Raw genomic sequence first — 21,238 nt, forward strand, 5'->3', positions numbered from 1 at the left:
AACACAAATTCTTATTTAGAACAAACATCACAAAAGGAACTTATGATGACAAAGATGCTAACGATCAGTTTGGCACTGGCCGCCTTAATTGGTTCTACTGGCTGTTCTCCCTCAAACGATACTGCTGCTGCAGGTGCTGCTGAAACGACGACTTTGCGTTTTTCACATTTTTGGCCAGCCACAGCCGCGACTCATACAGAGATTTTTGAACCTTGGGCCAAAAAGATTGAGCAAGAATCAGGTGGTCGAATCAAAGTTGAGATTTATCCTTCAGCGACACTGAGTAAACCTGATGTAACCTATGATGCCACTGCCAAAGGCACTGTCGATATAGGATCTCAGCTTCAAGGCTATACAAATGGACGTTTTCCATTGACCCAAGTGGCAGAACTACCAGGGCTTTCTAACTCAGCTGCCCAAATGAACTGTATGCTTCAAACCTTATATGATGATGGGGTGATAGCGGATGAGTATAAGGACACTCATTTATTATTTATGATGGGTACAGGCCCGGGCGGTATGCATACCATTGATAAAGCCATTCGCACGCCAGATGATTTAAAAGGCTTACGTATGCGTCGTCCCTCTGCCATTGCAGGCGATATCATTGAGGCGGCAGGTGGCACGCCAGTGGGCTTACCTGCAACTGATATTTATACGTCATTGCAACGTGGTGTGCTAGATGGATTAAGTCTGCCGTGGGATGCCACGGGGTCTTTTAGACTGATAGAGCTAACCAATACCCATACCAATATTCCTTTTTATAGTTCCGCGATTATGGTGACTATGAATAAAGACAAATATAACAGCCTACCAGATGACCTCAAAAAAGTCATCGATGACAACTCTGGTATGCAAATGGCGGCTATGGCAGGCAAAGTATTTGATGCAGAAGATGCAAAATACATGGCAGAAGCCAAGGCCAAGGGTGACACGATGATAGACATTCCAGACCCATTAAACGATCCAAAATGGAAAGGTCCGTTAGAAGCTGGTACTGAAAAATATCTAAACGATGTCGCTGCTTTAGGTTTAGATCCTCAAACTGTTTATCAAAAAGCCAAAGAAGCCAGTGCAGCTTGTAAGGTTTAGTCGCTCAACATTGTTACTTTTAACAAAACTGACAAACGTATGGCTCTAGCATCTTTAGTCAGTAACTCAGAGGAACTACCATGGCACAGACATCTCCCAACACCTATACTGCAGCAGTGATTCGCCAAAAAGGTGGGCCATTCCAAATTGAGCAAGTCAAGACTACTACCATGCAAGATGACGAGGTGTTAGTGCGTGTGGTGGCAACAGGCATGTGCCATACCGATATGATCGCCCGCGATCAGGTTTTTCCAGTACCGCATCCCATAGTTCTGGGGCATGAAGGCTCTGGTATTATTGAGTCTATCGGTAGTAATGTAACAGACATTGCTATTGGCGACCATGTTGTCATGACTTTTTTAAACTGCAATAAATGTGATTCTTGCCATGAAGGTCATCCTGCTTATTGCGAAAACTTTAATCAGTATAATTTTTCTGGTCAAAGAGTTGATGGTTCTCACGCCTTAATTGCAAGCAACGATACCGAACTGAATGATCGTTTTTTTGGTCAATCATCGTTTGGTCAGTATGCTGTGGCAAATGCGCGCAACGTCATCAAAGTTCGTAAAGATGCACCACTTGAACTACTGGGACCTTTAGGCTGTGGTATTCAAACAGGTGCAGGTACCGTAATGAATGCGCTAAAAGTAACGGCTGGTTCTAGCTTCGTTGCGTGGGGTGGCGGCGCTGTAGGGCTATCAGCAGTTATGGCAGCGGCAGCAATCGGTGCCACGACGATTATCGTAGTTGATATTGTGCCTTCACGATTAGAGCTGGCGCTTAAACTGGGTGCTACCCATGTTATCAATAGCAAAGAGGAAGATGCAGTCGCTCGTGTTCAAGAAATAACTGGCGGCGGCACGCAGTTTGCAATGGACTCTACGGGTGTTGGTATACTAGTCTCAAATATGATTACATCCTTATGCCCGCGTGGTATTGGTGCTATTGTTGGCGCTTCTAAGCCTGGTACGACAGCCACGTTAGATCTGACCGATGTCATGCAAAACTGCAAAAAGCTGATTGGTGTGGTTGAAGGCGATAGTGTGCCAAGCATTTTAATACCCGTGCTGGTAGACCTTTATATGGCGGGTAAATTCCCTTTCGATAAACTGGTTAAATTCTATGATCTAAAAGATATTAACCAAGCAGCAGAAGACAGTGAGAAAGGCATCACTCTTAAGCCTATCGTTAGGATGCAGTCAGACAACAGGTTCACGGCAAATTGATGCAACAGATTAGATAATCCTTTTCTGTGATTTAAACGCTTTTACTCTATAACAATGTTGTCTATTAACCAATATTATAAACATAATTAACAAGTGCTTTATGGATATCAAACCAATAAACTTGGTTTGATATAAAACTCTACGGGTATTTGCTAGCGTATCTTAGCGGGTTCTTATTATCTTTAGAAATATTCAGGTAACTTAATTGATATTGAGGTTTCTTTGCTAATTATTTATTAGAAATAAGCAGTCATATTTGAACTTCTAAATACTAAAAAAATGGTTTAACACTCTTATATGACTGATTAAATTATGAATACAAGGTTTGATTTTTATATCCCAAGTGAGATTGCCGAGATTTTAGGTAAACGCTTAAAAACGTAGCGGTTATCATTAAACTTAACTCACGCAACGGCTACTAGCAAGATTCGCTAAATAGCCTAATTTTTATTACTATTTTTAAAGTAATAGCACGCCTTAGATTTATCCAAATTGAAAGGCGGATAACTGAGTTTTCAACACTTGCTCAGAATAAATTTTATGCCCCTTATCGCTCCCTGCTGCCCCTACCGCTATCATAAGCGGCAACAAATGCTCCTCTGCACCCAATAGATGAGATTCAAGCGCATTCGTAGCACTTGACCAATCACTAAGAGCTGAGGATCGCTCATCTTGATTAGCGGCAATAGTCGTCGTTAACCACTCATCAAAACGCTCTGACGGTGCCGTAAAGTTTGCATCGCCATAGCCACGCATATTATGAAAGCTCATACCGCTACCGATGATTAACACGCCTTCTTGACGTAATGAATGCAGTGCTTGACCCGCTGCCAGATGCGCTTTTGGATCTAGATCATTACGCAGTGACATCTGTACCACTGGAATATCTGCCTCAGGGAACATCAGCTTTAACGGTACAAAAACCCCGTGATCAAAGCCTCTCAATGCATTCTGTTGATTATTTATACCTGCATTAGTAAGCAACTCACCAATCTGTTCAGACAATACAGGTGCGCCTGATGCTGGATAAGTCAGCTGATAAGTATGCTCAGGAAAGCCAGAGTAATCATAAATAAGCTCAGGTTGCTCGCTAGTGATAATACTAAACTCAGGCGTCTGCCAATGGGCGCTGATCATCAAAATTGCTTTGGGGCGCTCTGGTAAACGATTAGAGATACTTTTTAGGCATTCAGCCATTTTTTTCCAAGTGTCAGCTGGTTGCCAATCCATAAAAAAGCAGGGTCCTGCGCCATGAGGTATAAAGAATACTGGCTGCACGATAGCAGTTGATTCATTGTTCATTAGTTTGACTCCATTATTCTTGGTGTTAACGATAAATAAAGTGGCGATAAATAAGAAGACGATAAGTATAGGGCGCGTTAGTCACCCTGATACCAAGGCAAGACCAACGAAGCATTCAGCACTTCCCGCCAGTATAGCCATTACGTTTAAACCTATTTTACTATCAACATGATGAAAGAGTAAGCTAGAATATATTGAGTAATTATCAACATATCGTTTATAGTAGATTTAATATCACGACAGATAGAGGATAAAATATGGATAGAATCGACGCGATGCGCGCCTTTGTAGCAGTAGTGACAGAAGGCAGCTTTAGTAAGGCGGCAATCACTATGCAGCTCTCACCGCAATTGGTCAGCAAGTATGTGGCAAAGTCAGAGGAGCAGCTGCATACTCGCCTGCTCAATCGTACGACTCGCAGAGTAAGCGTAACTGAGGCTGGCCGCCAATATTTTATTCACGCTCAGCAGATTTTATTGAGTATAGATGAGATGGCGGCGCAATTAGGCGGCTTACAGCAGCATCCTAAAGGCGTACTGCGCATCAGTGCGCCCGTCTCATTTGCCTTAAAGCATATGGCAAAATTGATTACTGACTTTCAGGCACGCTATCCGTCAGTCACTGTCGATTTACAGCTGAACGACCGAAAAGTCGATATTGTTGAAGAAGGGTTTGATATTGCCCTGCGTATCGGACAGCTTGAAAGCTCATCACTTATTGCCAAGAAAATCGCGCCTATTCGCGTGGTTTTATGTGCATCGCCTGAATATCTAAAAATTCAAGGTACGCCTAAACAACTTGAGGATTTAGAAGGGCATCGCTATTTGCATTATAGCTATATGAATATAGAGACAAAGGGACAAATTTTTAAATACCTAAAGGCAAAACAGCTTAAGGAAAGCAGTATTTTTCGTAGTAACAATGGCGATGTACTGGTTGAAGCAGCCATTGAAGGCGCTGGATTGGCACTGCAACCGACTTTCATTGCGAGCAAAGCACTAAACACGGGCAAGCTAGTCATAGTATTACCAGAATATGAGCCAAACCCTCTAGGCTTATATGCCGTTTATGCCCATAAAAAACTGCTACCTCATAAAATCAGGTGTTTTATTGATTTTATGACGGATTATTATGGTGCACCGCCATATTGGGATGAGCAGATAATTAGCGAATAATTAAAAGCTCTCACGGCTCTCACGGCTCTCACGGCTCTCACGGCTCTCACGGCTCTCGTCGCTAGTCGTTAATTCATTCACATTTATCAAAGGTGCTATTCTTAGGTTAAAGATAATAAAAAGCGCATCATACGGGCTGATACGCTTGAAGTATTGTTGCTGTCAGTATAATGGGTAAATATTCAACAGTAAGAGCAATCCTTTTGCAAAACATGCAGCCATTGACTTACCGACTCTAAATGCACAGTCGCTGGTTCTATTGAGTAATGAGTTTGCTACCCGCGAACAGATTGAGCGCTACTGTCGTCAACATAATATTCAGCCTAAAGTGCTAATGGAAGCCAATTCGCTCATTGCGGTGATTGAGATTGTTCGTTACACGCCTTTAAGTACATTATTGCCGTCCAACATTGCCAATAACTACGATGAGTTAATCGCTATTGAATTAGCGCCGTCTCTACTTCAGCGCACAGCGGTTTTACTGCAAAGAAAAGGTGCTTATCAGAGCGCTGCTGCTAAAGCTTTCATTAGTTTGGCGCATGAGGTTTGTGACCCAAATTAGTCATTTAATAGACAAACCAGTCTACCATCTGCTACCCATAAAACTATAAACGCTATATGACATATCGTATTCGTTTTTGCTTATTGTCGCGCCTCTTAATGTCAGTCTCTGAAATAGCCGCAATGCCCTCATGCACGGTTTGGTAGGCGTCTCACATCTATATTTGAGCAGTCATTCAACATAAAACAAACACTTATTACTAATATCCATTACATAAAAACTTTCTAATAGTAGTAGCCTTGTAACTAGTGTCAATTAATCCAAGTTTTAAACGGATTTTTTCAACTTTCGGTTTATACACTGGGTCTATTGATGACTTGTTATTCTATACCGTTTTCTGATGTTAGCGGCTTGTATTGCCCCCATTGTTATCAAAAGATTGAGATACTTTCTAAGAATGCTACGGTACTGCTGCTATCAATTTTTTGCAGCCTCTGACTGCATAGGCACAGCAAGCAAAAAAACTGATAGCAGCAGTGCATGATGTATCGATATTACTTTTCACTGACTATATAATACAAATAGACCCTGTTACTCTTACCTGCTTATACCCCTTTGTATGATTATTTAGCTGGATGACCCATGACCAAAAAGACAGTTTTAATAGTGGCCGTATTGATGTTAGTCGTTGGCTTTTTTTACTTTGACCTCAACGAGTTATTGACACTTGAGGGCTTAAAAGGCTCAATGGCTCAGTTCGATCAATACCAAGCGCAAGCGCCATGGCTAGTCATTGGTGGGTTCTTTTTAGTCTATATAGTCATCACTGCCTTATCTTTGCCGGGTGCGGCTATTATGACTTTGGCTGCTGGCGCGCTATTTGGGTTGGTGCAAGGTTTATTGGTCGCCTCATTTGCCTCAAGTATCGGCGCGACACTCGCCTTTTTGACATCGCGTTATTTATTACGAGATTCCATCAAACAGCGTTTCCCCGAACGCTTAGCCGCTATTGATGCGGGTGTTCAAAAAGAAGGGGCCTTTTATTTATTTACCCTACGCTTAGTGCCAATATTTCCCTTTTTCTTAATCAATTTATTGATGGGTGTCACGGCGATTAAAGCAAGAACTTTTTATTGGGTCAGTCAACTCGGTATGCTCGCAGGTACCTTTGTATTCGTTAATGCCGGTACCCAATTGGCGCAAATCGATAGTTTATCGGGCATCTTATCGTTCAACTTGATCGCTTCATTTGTGCTACTTGGAATTTTCCCATTAATAGCCAAGGCCATACTTAACCTGATAAAAAAACGCCGCGTCTATAAAAACTATACCAAACCCAAAAAATTCGACCGTAATATGATTGTGATTGGCGCTGGTGCTGGTGGACTCGTGACGAGCTACATCGCAGCCACAGTGAAGGCAAAAGTAACGCTCATTGAAGCAGGTGAGATGGGTGGCGACTGCTTAAACTACGGCTGCGTTCCGAGCAAAGCATTGATTAAAAGCGCAAAAATCGTAGAGCAAATGCGCAATGCCGAACGCTACGGTCTTGATAAGACTCAACCAACATTCTCGTTTAATAATGTCATGAAGCGTGTGCATAAAATCATCGCTGATATCGCCCCAAATGATAGCGTCGAGCGTTATACTGAGTTGGGTGTCGAAGTCCTAAAAGGCTACGCCACATTCATCGATCCGTGGACGATAGAGATTGCGCTTAATGAAGGTGGCACTCAAAGACTAACCGCACGCTCAATAGTCATTGCGACTGGCGCGCGTCCATTTATACCAAACTTGCCAGGTTTAGCAGAGACGGGTTATGTGACTAGCGACACGCTTTGGGATAAATTTTCTGAGCTTAATGAGACGCCCAAAAATCTCGTCGTCCTTGGCGGTGGCCCTGTCGGCTCAGAGCTGGCACAAGCCTTTGCCCGTCTAGGCTCCAATGTGACGCAGATTGAGCGAGGCGCGCGCCTAATGGATAAAGAAGATATTGAGGTTTCAGAATTTGCGCAGCAAGCGCTCATGAAAAGTGGCGTCACTGTCTTAACCTCAAATCAAGCGACTCGCTGTGAGACTCGCAATGGCAAAAAATATATCATCGTTGAGACGCATGGCGACCACAAAGATAAACAAGAAACCGCTATCGAATATGACCAATTAATCTGTGCCGTCGGTCGTAGTGCGCGCTTAGAAGGTTACGGACTCGAAGCCTTGGGCATCGAGACGGAACGCACCCTAAAGACTGACGACTATCTAGAAACCCTCTACCCTAATATCTATGCGGCGGGCGATGTTGCTGGCCCTTATCAATTTACCCATGTGGCCTCTCATCAGGCATGGTACGCGGCGGTAAATGGCTTGTTTGGACACTTAAAGAAATTTAAAGTAGATTACCGCGTTATTCCTTGGACTACTTTTATTGATCCAGAAGTGGCGCGTGTGGGTCTAAACGAGCAAGAAGCTATCGATAAAGGTATCGACTTTGAGATCACCCGCTACGACTTTGCAGACTTAGATCGTGCGTTGATAGAAAGCGCGAACCAAGGCTTTATCAAAGTCATTACCCCAACAGGCAAAGACAAAATATTAGGCGTAACCATTATCGCTGAACACGCTGGAGATATAATGCCTGAGTTTATATTGGCGATGAAACACGGTTTGGGGTTAAATAAAATACTTGGCACGATTCATATGTACCCCACTTGGGCGGAAGCGAATAAATATGCCGCTGGTGAATGGAAACGCAATCATGCGCCCGAAAAGGTATTGGGGTTGCTCGAGAAATACCATACTTGGCGTCGAGGTTAGTCGGTTATATTAGGGCGTGTCCTATAGTTGATCCACTATAAAATAAACCTAGTGATAATATTTGACCTTATTTTATTTAGAATTGACCATAGCCGTTGCGCTAAAAACACAGAATCATAACGGGCCCTAAAATGCCAATTATCAAGTCTTTGCCTGCTTTAACGACACTTAAGAATCTAGGTCGCTATAGTATCTATACTATGGCGCTTGGCGTTTGCATAGGTATATCTGCCAGCAGTGCTTCTACCATTAATTCAGCAGATGATAACGATCAGTCGCCGTGGGAACAGCTGCAAAACAGCGGTGAAAATCAAGATGTCTACTTTCACACTTGGGGCGGAGATCCACAAATTAATGCTTATATTCAGTGGGTAGCTGACGAGGTTGAAGACAAATATAATATTAATTTGGTTCAGGTAAAGTTAAGCGACACAAGTGAAGCCGTCAGCCGCGTACTGGCAGAAAAATCTGCTAATAATGATAAGCAAGGTAGTGTTGATCTAATTTGGATCAATGGTGCCAACTTTGCCACCATGAGTGAGAACTCACTACTATTGAAGGGTTGGGCCACGAAACTGCCGAACTTTGCCCTCACTGATCCCAACAACAACCCATCGGTGACCCTTGATTTTGGTGTGCCGACCGATGGGATGGAAGCGCCATGGGGACAAGCCTCCCTGACCTTTTATTATGATAGCTTAGCGCTTGACAAGCCGCCAGCAACTTTAGCCGAGCTCGCCAGCTGGACGCAACAAAACCCTGGACGCTTTAGTTATCCTAAGCCGCCTGACTTTTTGGGTATGAGCTTTTTGAAATATGCTTTGGTGATGCTACACGAGCAAAAAGATGCCCAAACTGGCACAAATATCAGCGCGGCTTTAGATCAACCAGTTAGTGAAACTAACCGAGACTTGGTGCTCAATCCACTATGGGATTTTTTGGATAAATGGCATCCAAGCCTTTGGAGAAACGGCCAACAGTTCCCGCAAAGTGGCGAGCAGATGCGCCGGCTAGTCGACGATACTGAGCTGAGCTTGGCCTTTACTTTTTCAGGTCCTGAAGTGCCAGCAGCCGTCCAGCGTTATGATTTACCGCCAAGCATTCGTAGCTATGCTATGCGTGATGGCAGTTTGAGTAATACGCATTTTGTCGCTATTCCTTATAATGCAAGTCATCCTGAGGCGGCGCAATTAGTCGCTAACTTTTTGTTAAGTCCTAAAGCACAAGCTCGCAAACAGAACCCTAGCATTTGGGGCGATAAGACAGTACTCATCCCCACTACGCTTAGCCTAGAGCAGCAAGCGTTATTCAAAACCACTAAACCGCATCCAAGTGCTCTAGCTTTTGATGCGATTAAACGTACCGTGAGTGAACCACATCCAAGTTGGGTTGATGCCATTATGCAAGGTTGGCAGACGCGCTATGGAGTCAGCAAATGAGCCAACCCTTAGACGATCCGCAAAAACCTAATACCCAAAAACCAAGCGCACAGACGGCGAATGCTAATAGCGTTATCCCTTATAAAGCTGACCGATTCACCCGTCTCGTCACCCTCAGCCCGAAGTTTTTATTGATATTACTGCTGCTGCCTGTACTTGGTGGCCTAATAAGTGTGCTGTTGCCAGCCTTCGGTTGGATACCAGCTATCGAACAAACTACCTTTGGTCTACAAGGGTTTGAGGCATTATGGCAAACGCCTGGTCTCACACAAATGGTCGCCCTGAGTGTCGCCACTGGTCTAATCAGCACCTTGCTCGCTTTTGTCAGTATGCTCATGATATTGGCCGCGTTTTTTAATAGTGTTTGGCTGACGCGTATTGAGCGTTTGCTTAGCCCTATTTTGGTCATTCCTCATGCCGCAGCAGCGATAGCTATTGGGTTTTTGATTGCACCCTCAGGCATGATTGCGCGGCTATTATCACCATGGCTTAGTGGTTGGGAGTTGGCACCGCAAGGCATATTTCCGCACGATCCTTACGGTATTAGCATCATATTAGGGCTAGTACTCAAAGAGCTGCCTTTTTTATTATTGATGTCATTAGGCGCGTTAGCACAGCCTGAGCTGGGTAAAAAGCTCCGTCTAAATTATAAAGTCGCGTTAAATCTAGGTTATTATCCTATTACTGCCTTTTTTAAAGCGGTGTTTCCAGTGCTTTATCCGTTATTACGCCTACCTCTTTTGGCAGTATTGGCCTACGCTAGCGCCAGTGTCGAGATGCCCTTAATCTTAGGGCCAAATACGCCGCCCACTCTGGCGGTCACTATCATGCAATGGTTCAGTGATGTGGATTTAAATTTGCGCATCAAGGCCTCAGCTGGTGCGATACTACAGCTGGTATTAACGGGCGGATTAATCGCTTTATGGCTTAGTGCTGAAAGAATCATTAAAATGCTGTGCAGTCACTTATTGGTCAATGGCAAACGTCACTATAACGATGGTATTTGGCAAAAATTCACCATTGCGCTGACCGTTTTGATGATAGGATTTATCGCTCTAGCGCTCATTGGTCTGGTTATATGGTCGGTGGCAGGCTATTGGCGTTTTCCAGCCGTCTTACCAGAGCAGCTAGTGTTGCTACACTTTCAAAGCGCCTTTACGCAGATGAGTACGCCGTTATTTAATACCGTGACTATTGGTATAACCTCTACTGCATTTGCGATAATATTAACTTTGCTATGCCTAGAATCTGAGCAATTGAGTAATAAGTCGATCTCAAACTTTACCAGTTTAATTATCTACTTGCCCTTATTAGTGCCAAGCATTGCCTTTTTATTTGGTCTGGTCTGGTTGCAGCAATTACTCCATAACCAAGCAGCGTTTTTAAACGTAGCCTTTACCCATTTATTATTCGTGCTGCCTTATGTATTCTTGTCGCTTGCCAGCAGTTATAGACATTTAGATGCGCGTTTCGCTAACGTCGCTGCTAGCCTTGGCGCGACGCCTATTAAAGTATTTTTGCAAGTAAAGTTACCGCAATTATTGACGCCTATTTTGATCGCTATTGCTTTGGGATTAGCGATTAGTTTCGGTCAGTATTTACCGACTCTGCTGGCAGGCGGTGGACGTATCGCCACTATCACTACCGAAGCGGTAACCTTGGCTAACGGCGCTAGTAGACGTACCAGTGCCGTCTACGCCATTATGCAAATGATCTTGCCAATGCTCGGTTTTATACTGGCATGGGTGCTGCCAAAGTATTTTTTTCGCAGTGGTGCTCGTTAAATAAAGCTATTGTTGACACTCAAAAAATGCTTACAGCTCAAACAATGATTATAGTTCAAAAAATGATTACAGCTTAAATAAAGGATCTTAAATGCCATCATCTCTACAGATAAAAAACTTACAGCTATATCGTCAAGGTAAGCAACTGTTAAGCTTAGATGAGCAGATCTATGGCGGTGAGATACTGACTATCATGGGGCCATCTGGTAGCGGAAAATCAAGTTTATTGAACTGGATTACGGGTACTTTATCGAGTGACTTTAGTGCTACTGGCGAGATTTGGCTAGATCATCAAAACATCGGTCACCTGCCGACGCACCTGCGCCATATCGGCGTACTCTACCAAGACGCCCTACTGTTTTCGCACTTATCGGTTGCCGGTAATATTGCTTTTGCGATGCCTAAGGGAGATAAGAGCGATAATAAAAAACAGCGTTTGGCAAAAATAGAGCACTCCCTTGAACAAGTGGGCTTGGCTGGTATGGCAAAGCGTCATCCGGATAATCTCTCTGGCGGTCAGCAAGCGCGAGTGGCTTTACTTCGAACCTTACTAAGTGAGCCTAAAGCCATACTGCTTGACGAGCCTTTTAGTAAGCTCGATACTCAGCTTAGAGCCGAGACGCAGCAGCTGGTATTTACGCAAATTCGTACCCATAAACTACCGACCATTATGGTCACTCACGATCATAGCGATGCTGAGGCGGCAAATGGCAAAATTATTAATCTTGGCGCTTAGTGCTAAAATCCATGTAAAAAAATAGAAAATAACAGGTAAGCATATGCTAGATAAGTACATTACACCCGTTATTAAACCTATACTAAATCCCATCGTGGTTGTGTTACATAAGCGTGGCATCAGCGCTGACCAATTAACGGTGGTTGGGTTTATCATAGGTATGCTAGCGTTGCCCCTACTGGCTTATCAGCTATGGTTTGGTGCACTTATTGCTGTTTTATTGAATCGTGTTTTTGATGGTTTAGATGGCGCACTCGCTCGTTATGCCCATCAAAGCACAAGTGCTGGCGGCTATTTAGATATCACTCTCGACTTTTTATTTTATGCCGCTATTCCGCTTGGCTTTATTTTGGCCAACCCTGCACAAAATGCGATTGCCGGAGCACTATTACTGGCCGCATTTATCGGTACAGGCTCTAGCTTTTTGGCCTTTGCGATAGCGGCTGAAAGGTTTCAATTAGACAAACCGCAGTTTAAATATAAGAGCTTTTATTATTTGAATGGGCTAACCGAGGGTACTGAAACGATTGCTTTTTTTGTCGCCTTTTGTCTTTGGCCACAGCATTTTGTGATACTGGCCAGTATTTTTGCGGCAGCCTGCGCCATCACTATTTTTACTCGTATTTACGGGGGTTATCATACTCTGAAACGTTTTGAGGCTAAATAATGAAGGCTGATAAGCAGAATAAAACCGAAGAGGTTATTTATGACTAATGAAGTATGGTGGCGGCTGGGCTTCTTTGTTGGCATTTTAGTCATCATGATGCTGCTTGAGTACCGACATCCAGCACGTCAATCACCGATCAGAAGTCGTCAACGCTGGTTTGCCAACTTTGGGCTAGTGTTTTTTTCTTCATTGATTGCCCGTCTCGCGGTGCCCATTGGCTTAACTGCGGTGGCGATTTATAATCAGCAACACGGTATTGGCTTATTTAATCTGCTCGACTTACCCAATCTTGTCGTTATTATTCTCAGCTTAATACTGCTCGATGTCATCATCTATTGGCAGCACAGGCTATTCCACCGAGTGCCTATCCTTTGGCGCTTGCACCGCGTCCATCATGCCGATGCGCATATCGATACTAGCACTGGACTTAGGTTCCACCCTATCGAAATCATACTTAGCGTAGGAGTCAAACTTGCAGTCGTCAGCGCTCTAGGTGTGCCTGCCATCGCGGTACTGATTTTTGAAATCACTTTAAATGGCTTAGCAATATTTAATCACGCCAATATTCGCCTGCCAGCTGCGCTTGAAAAAGCATTACGTCTCGTATTAATGACCCAAATATTGCATCGTATTCATCATAGCAAGCGTGTTAGCGAGACCAATTCTAATTATGGTTTTAGTGTTATTTGGTGGGATTGGATTTTTGGTAGTTATAAAAGTGAAGCCACCAAATCAGATCAAGACTTGGATATTGGGCTAAAAGAATACCCAGAAGCGAAACAGAACGCTTCGTTATGGGGGTTGCTGCTCATGCCTTTTAAGGGTAAAGCATTTACAAATAAGCCAGTAAAAGACCAGTAAATGAGAGCAGTATCACAGGCATCTCTAAAAAAGACGAAATGTTAACGAGCATTACAAATATTTGAGCAATCATTCAATTTATATTTGAGTGATTGCTCAAAATAATTTATAGTGGTTGTAGTTGCCGACCTAATTGAAAAAATACCACCTATTAAATTGAGCATTCACTCAAATTCTTGCGATGTTTTATAGCAGAACTCCTCACATGATCTTTGCAACCCCTTATCAATCACTATCAAAAGGACTTTTACATGACTGAATTTACCCTACACGACAAAAATAGTGCCCCAACAGAAAGTAAGGCATTGCTTGATGTTTCTCTCAAGGCGTTTGGCAGAGTCCCGGGTTTACACGCCGTCATGGCTGAAGCGCCCGGACTCTTAGAAGGCTACCAACGTCTGCACCAACTGTTCTTAGACAGCAGTTTTGATGATGAAGAAGTCACGGTTGTTTGGCAAACAATCAACGTCGAGCATGAGTGTCATTACTGCGTGCCCGCCCATACTGGCATCGCCAAAAGTATGAAAGTAGACGATGCGATCACTGAAGCATTACGTAACGAGACGCCGCTACCAACCAAAAAACTAGAGGCATTACGTGACTTTACTTTATCAGTCGTTCGGGATCGTGGTAACGTTGATGACGAGGCGGTGCAAGCGTTTTTGGATGCTGGATTTACTAAACGTCAGATCTTAGAAGTAGTCCTTGCTGCTGCGCAAAAAGTCATGAGTAACTATACCAACCACCTCGCTAACACGCCAATAGATAGTATCTTTCAAAAATATGAATGGCACAAGGCTGATTAACTCGCTGTTGCCAAAATGAGAAGTCACTATGAATGATTCAAAGAGAAAATTGCGAATAGATATCGTCTCGGACGTAGTGTGCCCTTGGTGTGTCATCGGTTATCGACAACTGGCAACAGCGCTTGAGCAAACTGGCACTGAGCATGAGATTCATTGGCATCCGTTTGAGCTCAATCCCGACACCCCAAGCGAAGGCAGAAACTGGCGTGAGCATATCGCTAAAAAATACGGTTCAAGTAGAGAGGAATCCGATGCCAGTCGCGCCCGCATAACTGAGGCTGGCGCAGAGGTAGGATTTGAGTTTAACTTTACCGAAGAAACTCAAACGTATAATACGCTTGATATGCATCAGCTGCTGCACTGGGCAGATCAGCAAGGTCGCATGCATGATTTAAAGCAAGCTCTGTTTGCGGCTCACTTTACCCATGCTAGAGAGCTCTCTAATAAAGAAGTGCTGGCAGATATTGCAGCGGAGATTGGTTTGGATCGTAGCGAGGCGGCAGTGGTTTTAGAAGATCAACGCTTTGCTGAAGTAGTGCGTCACGCTCAGCAGCATTGGCGTCAGCAAGGTATTCAAAGCGTTCCTTCTGTCATCTTTGACCAAAAACACTTGGTGAGCGGTGCCCAAGGCGTTGAGAATTTCAAGAGTATCTTGCAGCAATTGGCAGACCTGCCAAAATAAAAGCCATTTTTGGTTAGTAATAAAAATAAGCAATTAGAATTAGGGCGTGTCATCATTTAGATTATTGATGACATGCCCTAGGTATAACAAAGGTCCCTTAAGCGTTAAGTCTTAAGTCTCAAGCAGCCTTTGTTATATCGTCATTTATACAATCTTGCGAATGTTTTCTATAGAGATTGCCATATCATCTGCTAGCGCATGTATCGCGGGACTCTCTACATCACGCTGAGCAAAAGCACGCAGTCCCATGACTTCGGCCTGCAACCGACGCCCAAGTCTAATAGGGTCAAGCTTATTATCAAGCTCTCCTATTTTTTGAGCCTCTTCAAAACATGCTATAAAACGCTTTTCCATGCCAGCCAGTAGCTTTTCGACTTTTTCAAGTGCTGACTGCTCACGGGCGCCAAGCTCCAGTAAGCTTTTGACCAACATACAAGCCCGACTCGGTATATTTTGATCACAGATTCCGCCAAGTTGACGCATATAAGCAGCTAGCCCTAGTAAGGGTGATTCATAGTTACCTAATATACGTTCAAGCTCAGTCAATGACGCATGAGCATAATGATCGAGCGCCTCTTGAAACAGTCCATCCTTGTTGCCAAAAGCGGCATAGATACTACCCGGCCGCATATCGAGTGCTTGTTCGATATCCTTTAAGGATGTGGCATGAAAACCCTTTTGCCAGAACAGCTGTATAGCACGCTCCAAGGCTTCTTGGCGATTATATATTGTGGTACGTGACATGATATATTCCAGTGTTTAAAAGCCATGACCTCAAATAATGAAATAAGCAAGGCAGTACTGTTTGAGTAATGCTTTAATTTTATCTTGAATGATTACTCAAGTCTAGTTAAAGTGAGTGTAACCAATTCTGCAATATGAATGTTGATCAAAGCCAGGGCGTGTCATCATTTAGATTGTGAGGCTTAAAATGAGATAAATGGCAGTCAAACAAGGAAAATAACGCAGATAATATCGAGATATTAACCCGTTATTTGACGATGTTTGGCAAAGTTTAGCCATTTTAAGACCACTAAATAATTAAGTGTGCTAATTGATGACATGCCCTAGCTAATTATAATCACAAACCTGCTGACATCATCTATCACGATAAAAGGAACATTTATGCCATCTCACTCATTCCCCTCAGTCATTGTCTTTGATGTCAATGAGACACTACTTGACATCGACACCCTCGCGCCTTTGTTTTCTCGCCTATTTGATGATGAACGTATACTAAGAGAATGGTTTGCTCAATTGGTGCTTTACTCGCAAACTATGACTTTATCTGGTCTCTATACGCCTTTTGGCGCGCTTGGCGTTGGTGCATTACAGATGACGGCTGATATTCATGACGTCACGCTGACAGAGAACGATATTCATGAGTTTACGCAGCGGATGGGTGACATGCCAGCTCATCCTGATGCAGCAGTGGCGTTAACCAAATTACGTGACGCAGGGTTCAGGTTAGTAACATTAACCAATTCAGCCAGTAGCGACTCTCCTACACCACTTGAGAAGGCGGGGTTGAGTACGTTTTTTGAGCAGTCTTTCAGCGTTGAGACAGTCGCAAAGTTTAAACCTGCGCCTGAGACTTATCAACTGGTCGCAAAAGAATTATCGGTTGAAATGTCGGATTTATGCCTCGTCGCGTGTCATCTGTGGGATACGATTGGGGCTCAAGCGGCTGGTTGCCAAGCAGCGTTTCTCACTCGACCTTATAATGCAATGCTGCCTGCGTCTCAGGTGCCAACACCAGACTTTATGGCGTCAAACCTTGTCAAGCTTGCTGAACAAATTATCTCAAAAGGATCAAATCATGCAAACACATAACGCTCAAAAACTTCGTGCTGGCATTTCATTCCCTGATATAAAGGTACAAATGCTAGATGGCACAATGAAATCGTTAGGCAAACCTGAGAATGAGCACGATTGGAAATTAGTAGTCGTGTATCGCGGCAAGCATTGTCCAATTTGCACCAAGTACCTCAATCAGTTAGAAAAGGTAAAGACCTCATTTGCTGAGGCGGGTGTGGATATTATTGCCATATCAGCGGATAGCAAACAGCAGTTAAAAGCGCATTTAGCAGAATTAGATATCAGCTTTCCGATAGCTTATGGTTTGACGGTTGAGCAAATGAATACCCTAGGTCTTTATATCTCTGATCCGCGCTCAGAAAAAGAGACCGATCACCCTTTTGCTGAACCTGGTGTATTCGTCACTAATGCTAAAGGAGAGATTCAAATCATTGATATCTCTAACGCACCCTTTGCGAGACCTGAGCTTGAAGTACTTGCCAATGGCTTATCCTTTATCCGAAAAAATGACTACCCTATTCGTGGTACACACGATTAAGTGTCATGGACAAAGTAACGGCTCATAAAAATGCAGGCAGCCTATTTTAATTAACACTCTCAAAAGCGGTAATCGCCGCTTTTTTTGATTCATCAATGTTTTTCTTTTGTCCACTGGCTTTATCAAGGTACACCAGCACGGACTCACCCTTAGCAACAATGGTATTTGACACCGTACTATAATAGGTATATTCATGAATCAAGCTGGCATTGCCAATTTTCTTGACTCGAACCCCAATCCATAGAGTATCAGGGTGAGTCACTGGTTTGAAATACTGACAGGATGATGCTGCCATGACAGAAAAAGTATTTTCATTAAATAGGTTTAGCTGGCTGTTATAGTAAATCCGCGCATTTTGGGCATAAGTATAATAGATCACATTATTGACATGACCAAAGGAATCCATATCGCCCCATGCTACTTGCTGAGAGTAGATAACAGCGAAACCATGCATGGGATGGTTTTTGTCTTTATTCAGCGCCTCTTGGATTTCTGGTAATATAGCTAAAGCGTTCATATATGCAGTCCTAAATAAAATAAGGTCAAATATTATCACGCGCTACTGGTATAAATTTTCCTTGCTTACTGTGCCTGCGCAGACAGAGGCAGCGCAAAAATTATACCAGTAACACTCTGGTTGTTTTATAGTGGACCGACTATAATTCTCTCTTTTAGTCATGCCAATTGACACAGATATGAAAAATAGTCTGTAAGATGGAGTGCGTGTTTTCGATAATCCTCAATAATTTGTTTGGATTAAATCAATTTTTTTGCGCACATCATCCGCATTCTTTTCTTATCAAGTTTGCCCACACTGGTTCTTGGCATTTCTGCTAAAAACTTTATTTCGCTCGGAATGCCATACTTTGGTAAATGACCTTTCTCTACGGCTTGATGACCTAACGCTAAAATATCATCCGCTTTGGTATCGATATAGTCAGATTTTAAAACGACTAACGCTAAAGGTCGTTCGCCCCATCTTTCATCTGGCACCCCAATCACGGCAACATCAGCGACGCTGGGATGGAACGATAAAATGGTTTCGACCTCAAGCGAAGACACCCATTCACCACCAGATTTAATCACGTCTTTAAGCCTATCTGTAATACTTAGAGTACCGTCAGAGGATATAGAGGCGATGTCTTGAGTATGCATCCAGCCACCGCGCCATAACTCATTGCCGGCATCTGAGTTTTTAAAATAGCTTTGAGTCAACCAAGGCGCTCGAATAACCAGCTCTCCTGTCGACTCACCATCCATTGGTAGAGCTTTGCCATTTTCATCCCAGATTTCCATTGACACTAGCATAATGGGCGAGCCAGAAAGACAACGATAATTGAGCTGCTCCTTCATCTCCATCGAGTCCGTTTTATCATCGAATACTGCTCTAGATAGCACAGGACAAGATTCTGACATGCCGAAGCCAGACATAAATTCAATACCGCTTTCTATAGCGGCTTTGGCCAAACCTTCATTCAACTTTGAGCCACCGAGCAACAACTTCAGCCCATTAAACTTACGTCCCCGTGCTGCCATCTCTTTAAGTAGCATCTGTAAAATCGCTGGAACGCCATGTGAAAGCGTGACGTTGTGCTGCTCGATTAAATCCACCAACGTGGGAGCTAGATAACGTCCTGGATACACTTGTTTAAGCCCTATCATGGTTGCGCCATAAGGCCAGCACCAAGCGTGCACATGAAATAGTGGCGTCATCGGCATGTACACATCATTGTAGCGAGCGCCTTGACCTTCAGCATTTAACGCAGATGCTAACGTACTCGCTAGCGTCTGCAATACGATCTGTCGATGAGTAAAGAAGACCCCTTTTGGGTCGCCCGTCGTGCCACTGGTATAAAATGTGGTGGCGATGGTGTTTTCATCAAAATCTGGAAAATCAAACGTATCACTGGCTGCTGCTAACATGGCTTCATATTCACCCTCAACATAATCTGGCATACTAGCTTGCTTGGGGTTTATATTGTCTTTGCCATATTGGTCTTTACTATATCGGTCTTCGCCATACTGCGTGTCATCAAGCCAAATAATCTGCTCGATAGAAGGAGCTTCATGACGGTAGTTTTTGGCCATTGGCTCAAATTCAGCATTTAATAACAAAGCTTTTGGTTTGGCATGATTGATGGTATATAGCACTTTATCCTCAGCCAAGCGCACATTGACCGTTTGCAAAATCATGCCAGACATGGGCACGGCAAAATACGCTTCAAGATAACGATGACTGTCCCAATCCATAACTGCCACCACATCACCTGCGTGCAAACCCATGTTTTTCAGTACATTTGCCAAGCGATTGACGCGCGTAAAAAACTCAGCATAGGTATAAGTGACCTTATTGGCATAACTAATGGTTTGATCCGTAGAGGCAATCTTTGCACGGTTTAGTAGCTGTTTGATAATCAAAGGAAAACCATACGCCTCTTGAGCTTGCTGGTAGTCCTCATGTTGATTAAGTATGGTCGTCATTAGGTCATCCTTGATAGTAAAAATATGCTTAGGCTATTTTTTAGTTTATATTTATAGGTTTACACTCGCTCCATCACCATGGCAAGCCCTTGCCCAACGCCAATACATAAACTGACCACCGCATATTTTTCGCCCGTACGTTGCAGCTCGCGCGCCGTACTTAGTGCGATCCTAGCCCCTGATGCGCCAAGCGGATGTCCGACCGCAATCGCTCCGCCATTAGGGTTGACACGCTTATCGTCAAAGTCGATATCCAAACCCTTTAGACAGCCGAGTACTTGCGAGGCAAAGGCTTCATTAATCTCAATGATAGACATATCCTCAAGGGTCAGATTGGCACGTTTCAATGCCAATTTGATGGCCTCAACAGGACCTACGCCCATAATATTTGGCTCAACACCCATTGCGCCGGAGGACAGAATCTTGGCAATAGGCCTAAAGCCTAGCTTATCCGCTGCCCGTTCTGAACCAATAATGAGAGCCGCTGCACCATCATTGATACCAGAGGCATTACCTGCCGTGACCACTCCATTTTCATTTAAAGGTCTAAGTTTTTTTAGCGCCTCAGTGGTAGAGCTGGCGCGAGGATGCTCATCATCGGATATTGCCTTTTCTGGTAATTTTTTACCTTGCGATACCATAATGGGCGTTATCTCGTCATCAAAGAATCCCGCTTGTTTTGCGGCTTGATATTTAGCTTGAGAGTCGGCGGCGAATTTATCAGACTGTTCACGAGTAATACCGTATTTGCGAGCGACATTGTCACCTGTTTGCGGCATGCTATCGCTACCAAACTGTTTTTCGATAATAGGATTGGGGAAGCGGCTGCCAATCGTGGTATCAAATACTTTAAACTCACGACTAAAAGGCGTTTCGGTCTTAGCAAACACAAAGGGTGCGCGGGTCATGGATTCAACGCCACCTGCTAAAATTATCTCACCCTCATTACACGTAATGCTGCGAGCGGCATCAATGATGGTCGATAATCCTGAGGCACACAGACGATTGACAGTTTGACCGGGTGTTTTGACATCCAACCCTGCCAGCAACGCGGCATTACGGGCGATATTGCGTGAGTCCTCGCCCGCTTGGTTGGTATTACCGATCAACACTTCATCAAAAATATCGTTCGGTAATTGGTGCTTTTCGATCAAATTCTTCATTACTGTGGCGATCAAATCATCAGGACGCACTGTAGCTAATGCACCACCATGGCGACCAAAAGGACTTCTTAATCCATCATAAATATAAGCATCTAACATAACTTTTCCTTGTTGTGTTCTCAGAGTTTGTTTTATTGAAATATATGGTTTAATAA

19 protein-coding genes are annotated in these 21,238 nt (G+C 43.6%); 14 read left to right on the forward strand and 5 right to left on the reverse strand.

Annotated elements, in window-relative coordinates:
* Positions 1–45 precede the first annotated feature (45 nt).
* Both JMX48_RS09750 and JMX48_RS09755 read left to right on the forward strand, forming a co-directional pair.
* Complete coding sequence (locus tag JMX48_RS09750) at positions 46–1,092, forward strand: TRAP transporter substrate-binding protein (protein ID WP_201537153.1); 1,047 nt, start codon at positions 46–48, stop codon at positions 1,090–1,092.
* An 80-nt stretch (positions 1,093–1,172) separates the two neighbouring features.
* A complete protein-coding gene (locus JMX48_RS09755) occupies positions 1,173–2,318 on the forward strand; it encodes an NAD(P)-dependent alcohol dehydrogenase (protein ID WP_201537156.1) in 1,146 nt (381 codons plus the stop codon).
* Between the two features lie 483 nt (positions 2,319–2,801).
* Here JMX48_RS09755 and JMX48_RS09760 read toward each other — a convergent pair whose 3' ends face one another.
* Positions 2,802–3,620 carry a DODA-type extradiol aromatic ring-opening family dioxygenase gene (locus JMX48_RS09760; protein WP_201537159.1) on the reverse strand — a complete coding sequence of 273 codons (819 nt, stop codon included), beginning with the start codon at positions 3,618–3,620 and terminating at the stop codon, positions 2,802–2,804.
* Positions 3,621–3,877: 257 nt separating this feature from the next.
* Here JMX48_RS09760 and JMX48_RS09765 point away from each other — a divergent pair, with 257 nt between their 5' ends.
* From JMX48_RS09765 to JMX48_RS09810, 10 genes are all read left to right on the forward strand, one after another.
* On the forward strand, positions 3,878–4,795 hold the full coding sequence (locus tag JMX48_RS09765; protein WP_201537162.1) for a LysR family transcriptional regulator: 918 nt from the start codon (positions 3,878–3,880) through the stop codon (positions 4,793–4,795).
* A gap of 178 nt (positions 4,796–4,973) precedes the next feature.
* Positions 4,974–5,357 (forward strand): LysR substrate-binding domain-containing protein, encoded by a 384-nt coding sequence (locus JMX48_RS09770; protein WP_201537236.1) that lies wholly within the window; start codon positions 4,974–4,976, stop codon positions 5,355–5,357.
* A 582-nt stretch (positions 5,358–5,939) separates the two neighbouring features.
* The gene (locus tag JMX48_RS09775; protein WP_201537165.1) at positions 5,940–8,108 is read left to right on the forward strand and encodes an FAD-dependent oxidoreductase; all 2,169 of its coding nucleotides are present in this window, start codon (positions 5,940–5,942) and stop codon (positions 8,106–8,108) included.
* A 131-nt stretch (positions 8,109–8,239) separates the two neighbouring features.
* Positions 8,240–9,547: an ABC transporter substrate-binding protein gene (locus tag JMX48_RS09780; protein ID WP_201537168.1), complete on the forward strand. Its 1,308-nt coding sequence runs from the start codon at positions 8,240–8,242 to the stop codon at positions 9,545–9,547.
* Positions 9,544–11,331, forward strand: a complete 1,788-nt coding sequence (locus tag JMX48_RS09785) for an ABC transporter permease (protein ID WP_201537171.1) — start codon at positions 9,544–9,546, stop codon at positions 11,329–11,331. Before JMX48_RS09780 ends, JMX48_RS09785 begins: the two co-directional genes overlap by 4 nt.
* A 91-nt stretch (positions 11,332–11,422) precedes the next feature.
* Positions 11,423–12,067 carry an ATP-binding cassette domain-containing protein gene (locus JMX48_RS09790; RefSeq protein WP_201537174.1) on the forward strand — a complete coding sequence of 215 codons (645 nt, stop codon included), beginning with the start codon at positions 11,423–11,425 and terminating at the stop codon, positions 12,065–12,067.
* Positions 12,068–12,110: 43 nt separating this feature from the next.
* Positions 12,111–12,734 (forward strand): CDP-alcohol phosphatidyltransferase family protein, encoded by a 624-nt coding sequence (locus JMX48_RS09795; RefSeq protein ID WP_201537177.1) that lies wholly within the window; start codon positions 12,111–12,113, stop codon positions 12,732–12,734.
* A 39-nt stretch (positions 12,735–12,773) separates the two neighbouring features.
* Complete coding sequence (locus tag JMX48_RS09800) at positions 12,774–13,595, forward strand: sterol desaturase family protein (protein WP_201537179.1); 822 nt, start codon at positions 12,774–12,776, stop codon at positions 13,593–13,595.
* A gap of 251 nt (positions 13,596–13,846) precedes the next feature.
* Positions 13,847–14,401, forward strand: coding sequence for a carboxymuconolactone decarboxylase family protein (locus JMX48_RS09805; protein WP_201537181.1), 555 nt, complete (start codon positions 13,847–13,849; stop codon positions 14,399–14,401).
* Positions 14,402–14,429: 28 nt separating this feature from the next.
* Complete coding sequence (locus JMX48_RS09810; RefSeq protein ID WP_201537183.1) at positions 14,430–15,083, forward strand: DsbA family protein; 654 nt, start codon at positions 14,430–14,432, stop codon at positions 15,081–15,083.
* Positions 15,084–15,227: 144 nt separating this feature from the next.
* Here JMX48_RS09810 and JMX48_RS09815 read toward each other — a convergent pair whose 3' ends face one another.
* Positions 15,228–15,827, reverse strand: a complete 600-nt coding sequence (locus tag JMX48_RS09815; protein WP_201537185.1) for a TetR/AcrR family transcriptional regulator — start codon at positions 15,825–15,827, stop codon at positions 15,228–15,230.
* A 381-nt stretch (positions 15,828–16,208) separates the two neighbouring features.
* Between JMX48_RS09815 and JMX48_RS09820 the strand changes: the two genes are divergently transcribed.
* Together JMX48_RS09820 and JMX48_RS09825 are read left to right on the forward strand one after the other, a co-directional pair.
* A complete protein-coding gene (locus JMX48_RS09820) occupies positions 16,209–16,916 on the forward strand; it encodes a haloacid dehalogenase type II (protein WP_201537187.1) in 708 nt (235 codons plus the stop codon).
* Positions 16,903–17,439 carry a peroxiredoxin-like family protein gene (locus JMX48_RS09825; RefSeq protein WP_201537189.1) on the forward strand — a complete coding sequence of 179 codons (537 nt, stop codon included), beginning with the start codon at positions 16,903–16,905 and terminating at the stop codon, positions 17,437–17,439. The genes JMX48_RS09820 and JMX48_RS09825 overlap by 14 nt, the downstream gene beginning before the upstream one ends.
* A gap of 46 nt (positions 17,440–17,485) precedes the next feature.
* On the opposite strand, the gene JMX48_RS09830 is transcribed toward JMX48_RS09825, so the two are convergent.
* The 3 genes from JMX48_RS09830 to JMX48_RS09840 all read right to left on the reverse strand — a co-directional run bounded on the left by JMX48_RS09830 (position 17,486) and on the right by JMX48_RS09840 (position 21,182).
* Positions 17,486–17,956, reverse strand: coding sequence for an acyl-CoA thioesterase (locus JMX48_RS09830; RefSeq protein ID WP_201537192.1), 471 nt, complete (start codon positions 17,954–17,956; stop codon positions 17,486–17,488).
* Positions 17,957–18,195: 239 nt separating this feature from the next.
* Positions 18,196–19,920 carry a fatty acid--CoA ligase gene (locus tag JMX48_RS09835; protein ID WP_201537195.1) on the reverse strand — a complete coding sequence of 575 codons (1,725 nt, stop codon included), beginning with the start codon at positions 19,918–19,920 and terminating at the stop codon, positions 18,196–18,198.
* Positions 19,921–19,979: 59 nt separating this feature from the next.
* Positions 19,980–21,182: a 3-oxoadipyl-CoA thiolase gene (locus JMX48_RS09840; RefSeq protein WP_201537198.1), complete on the reverse strand. Its 1,203-nt coding sequence runs from the start codon at positions 21,180–21,182 to the stop codon at positions 19,980–19,982.
* Positions 21,183–21,238 lie beyond the last annotated feature (56 nt).

The sequence above is a fragment of the Psychrobacter immobilis genome, assembly GCF_904846225.1.
Taxonomy (GTDB): domain Bacteria; phylum Pseudomonadota; class Gammaproteobacteria; order Pseudomonadales; family Moraxellaceae; genus Psychrobacter; species Psychrobacter immobilis_F.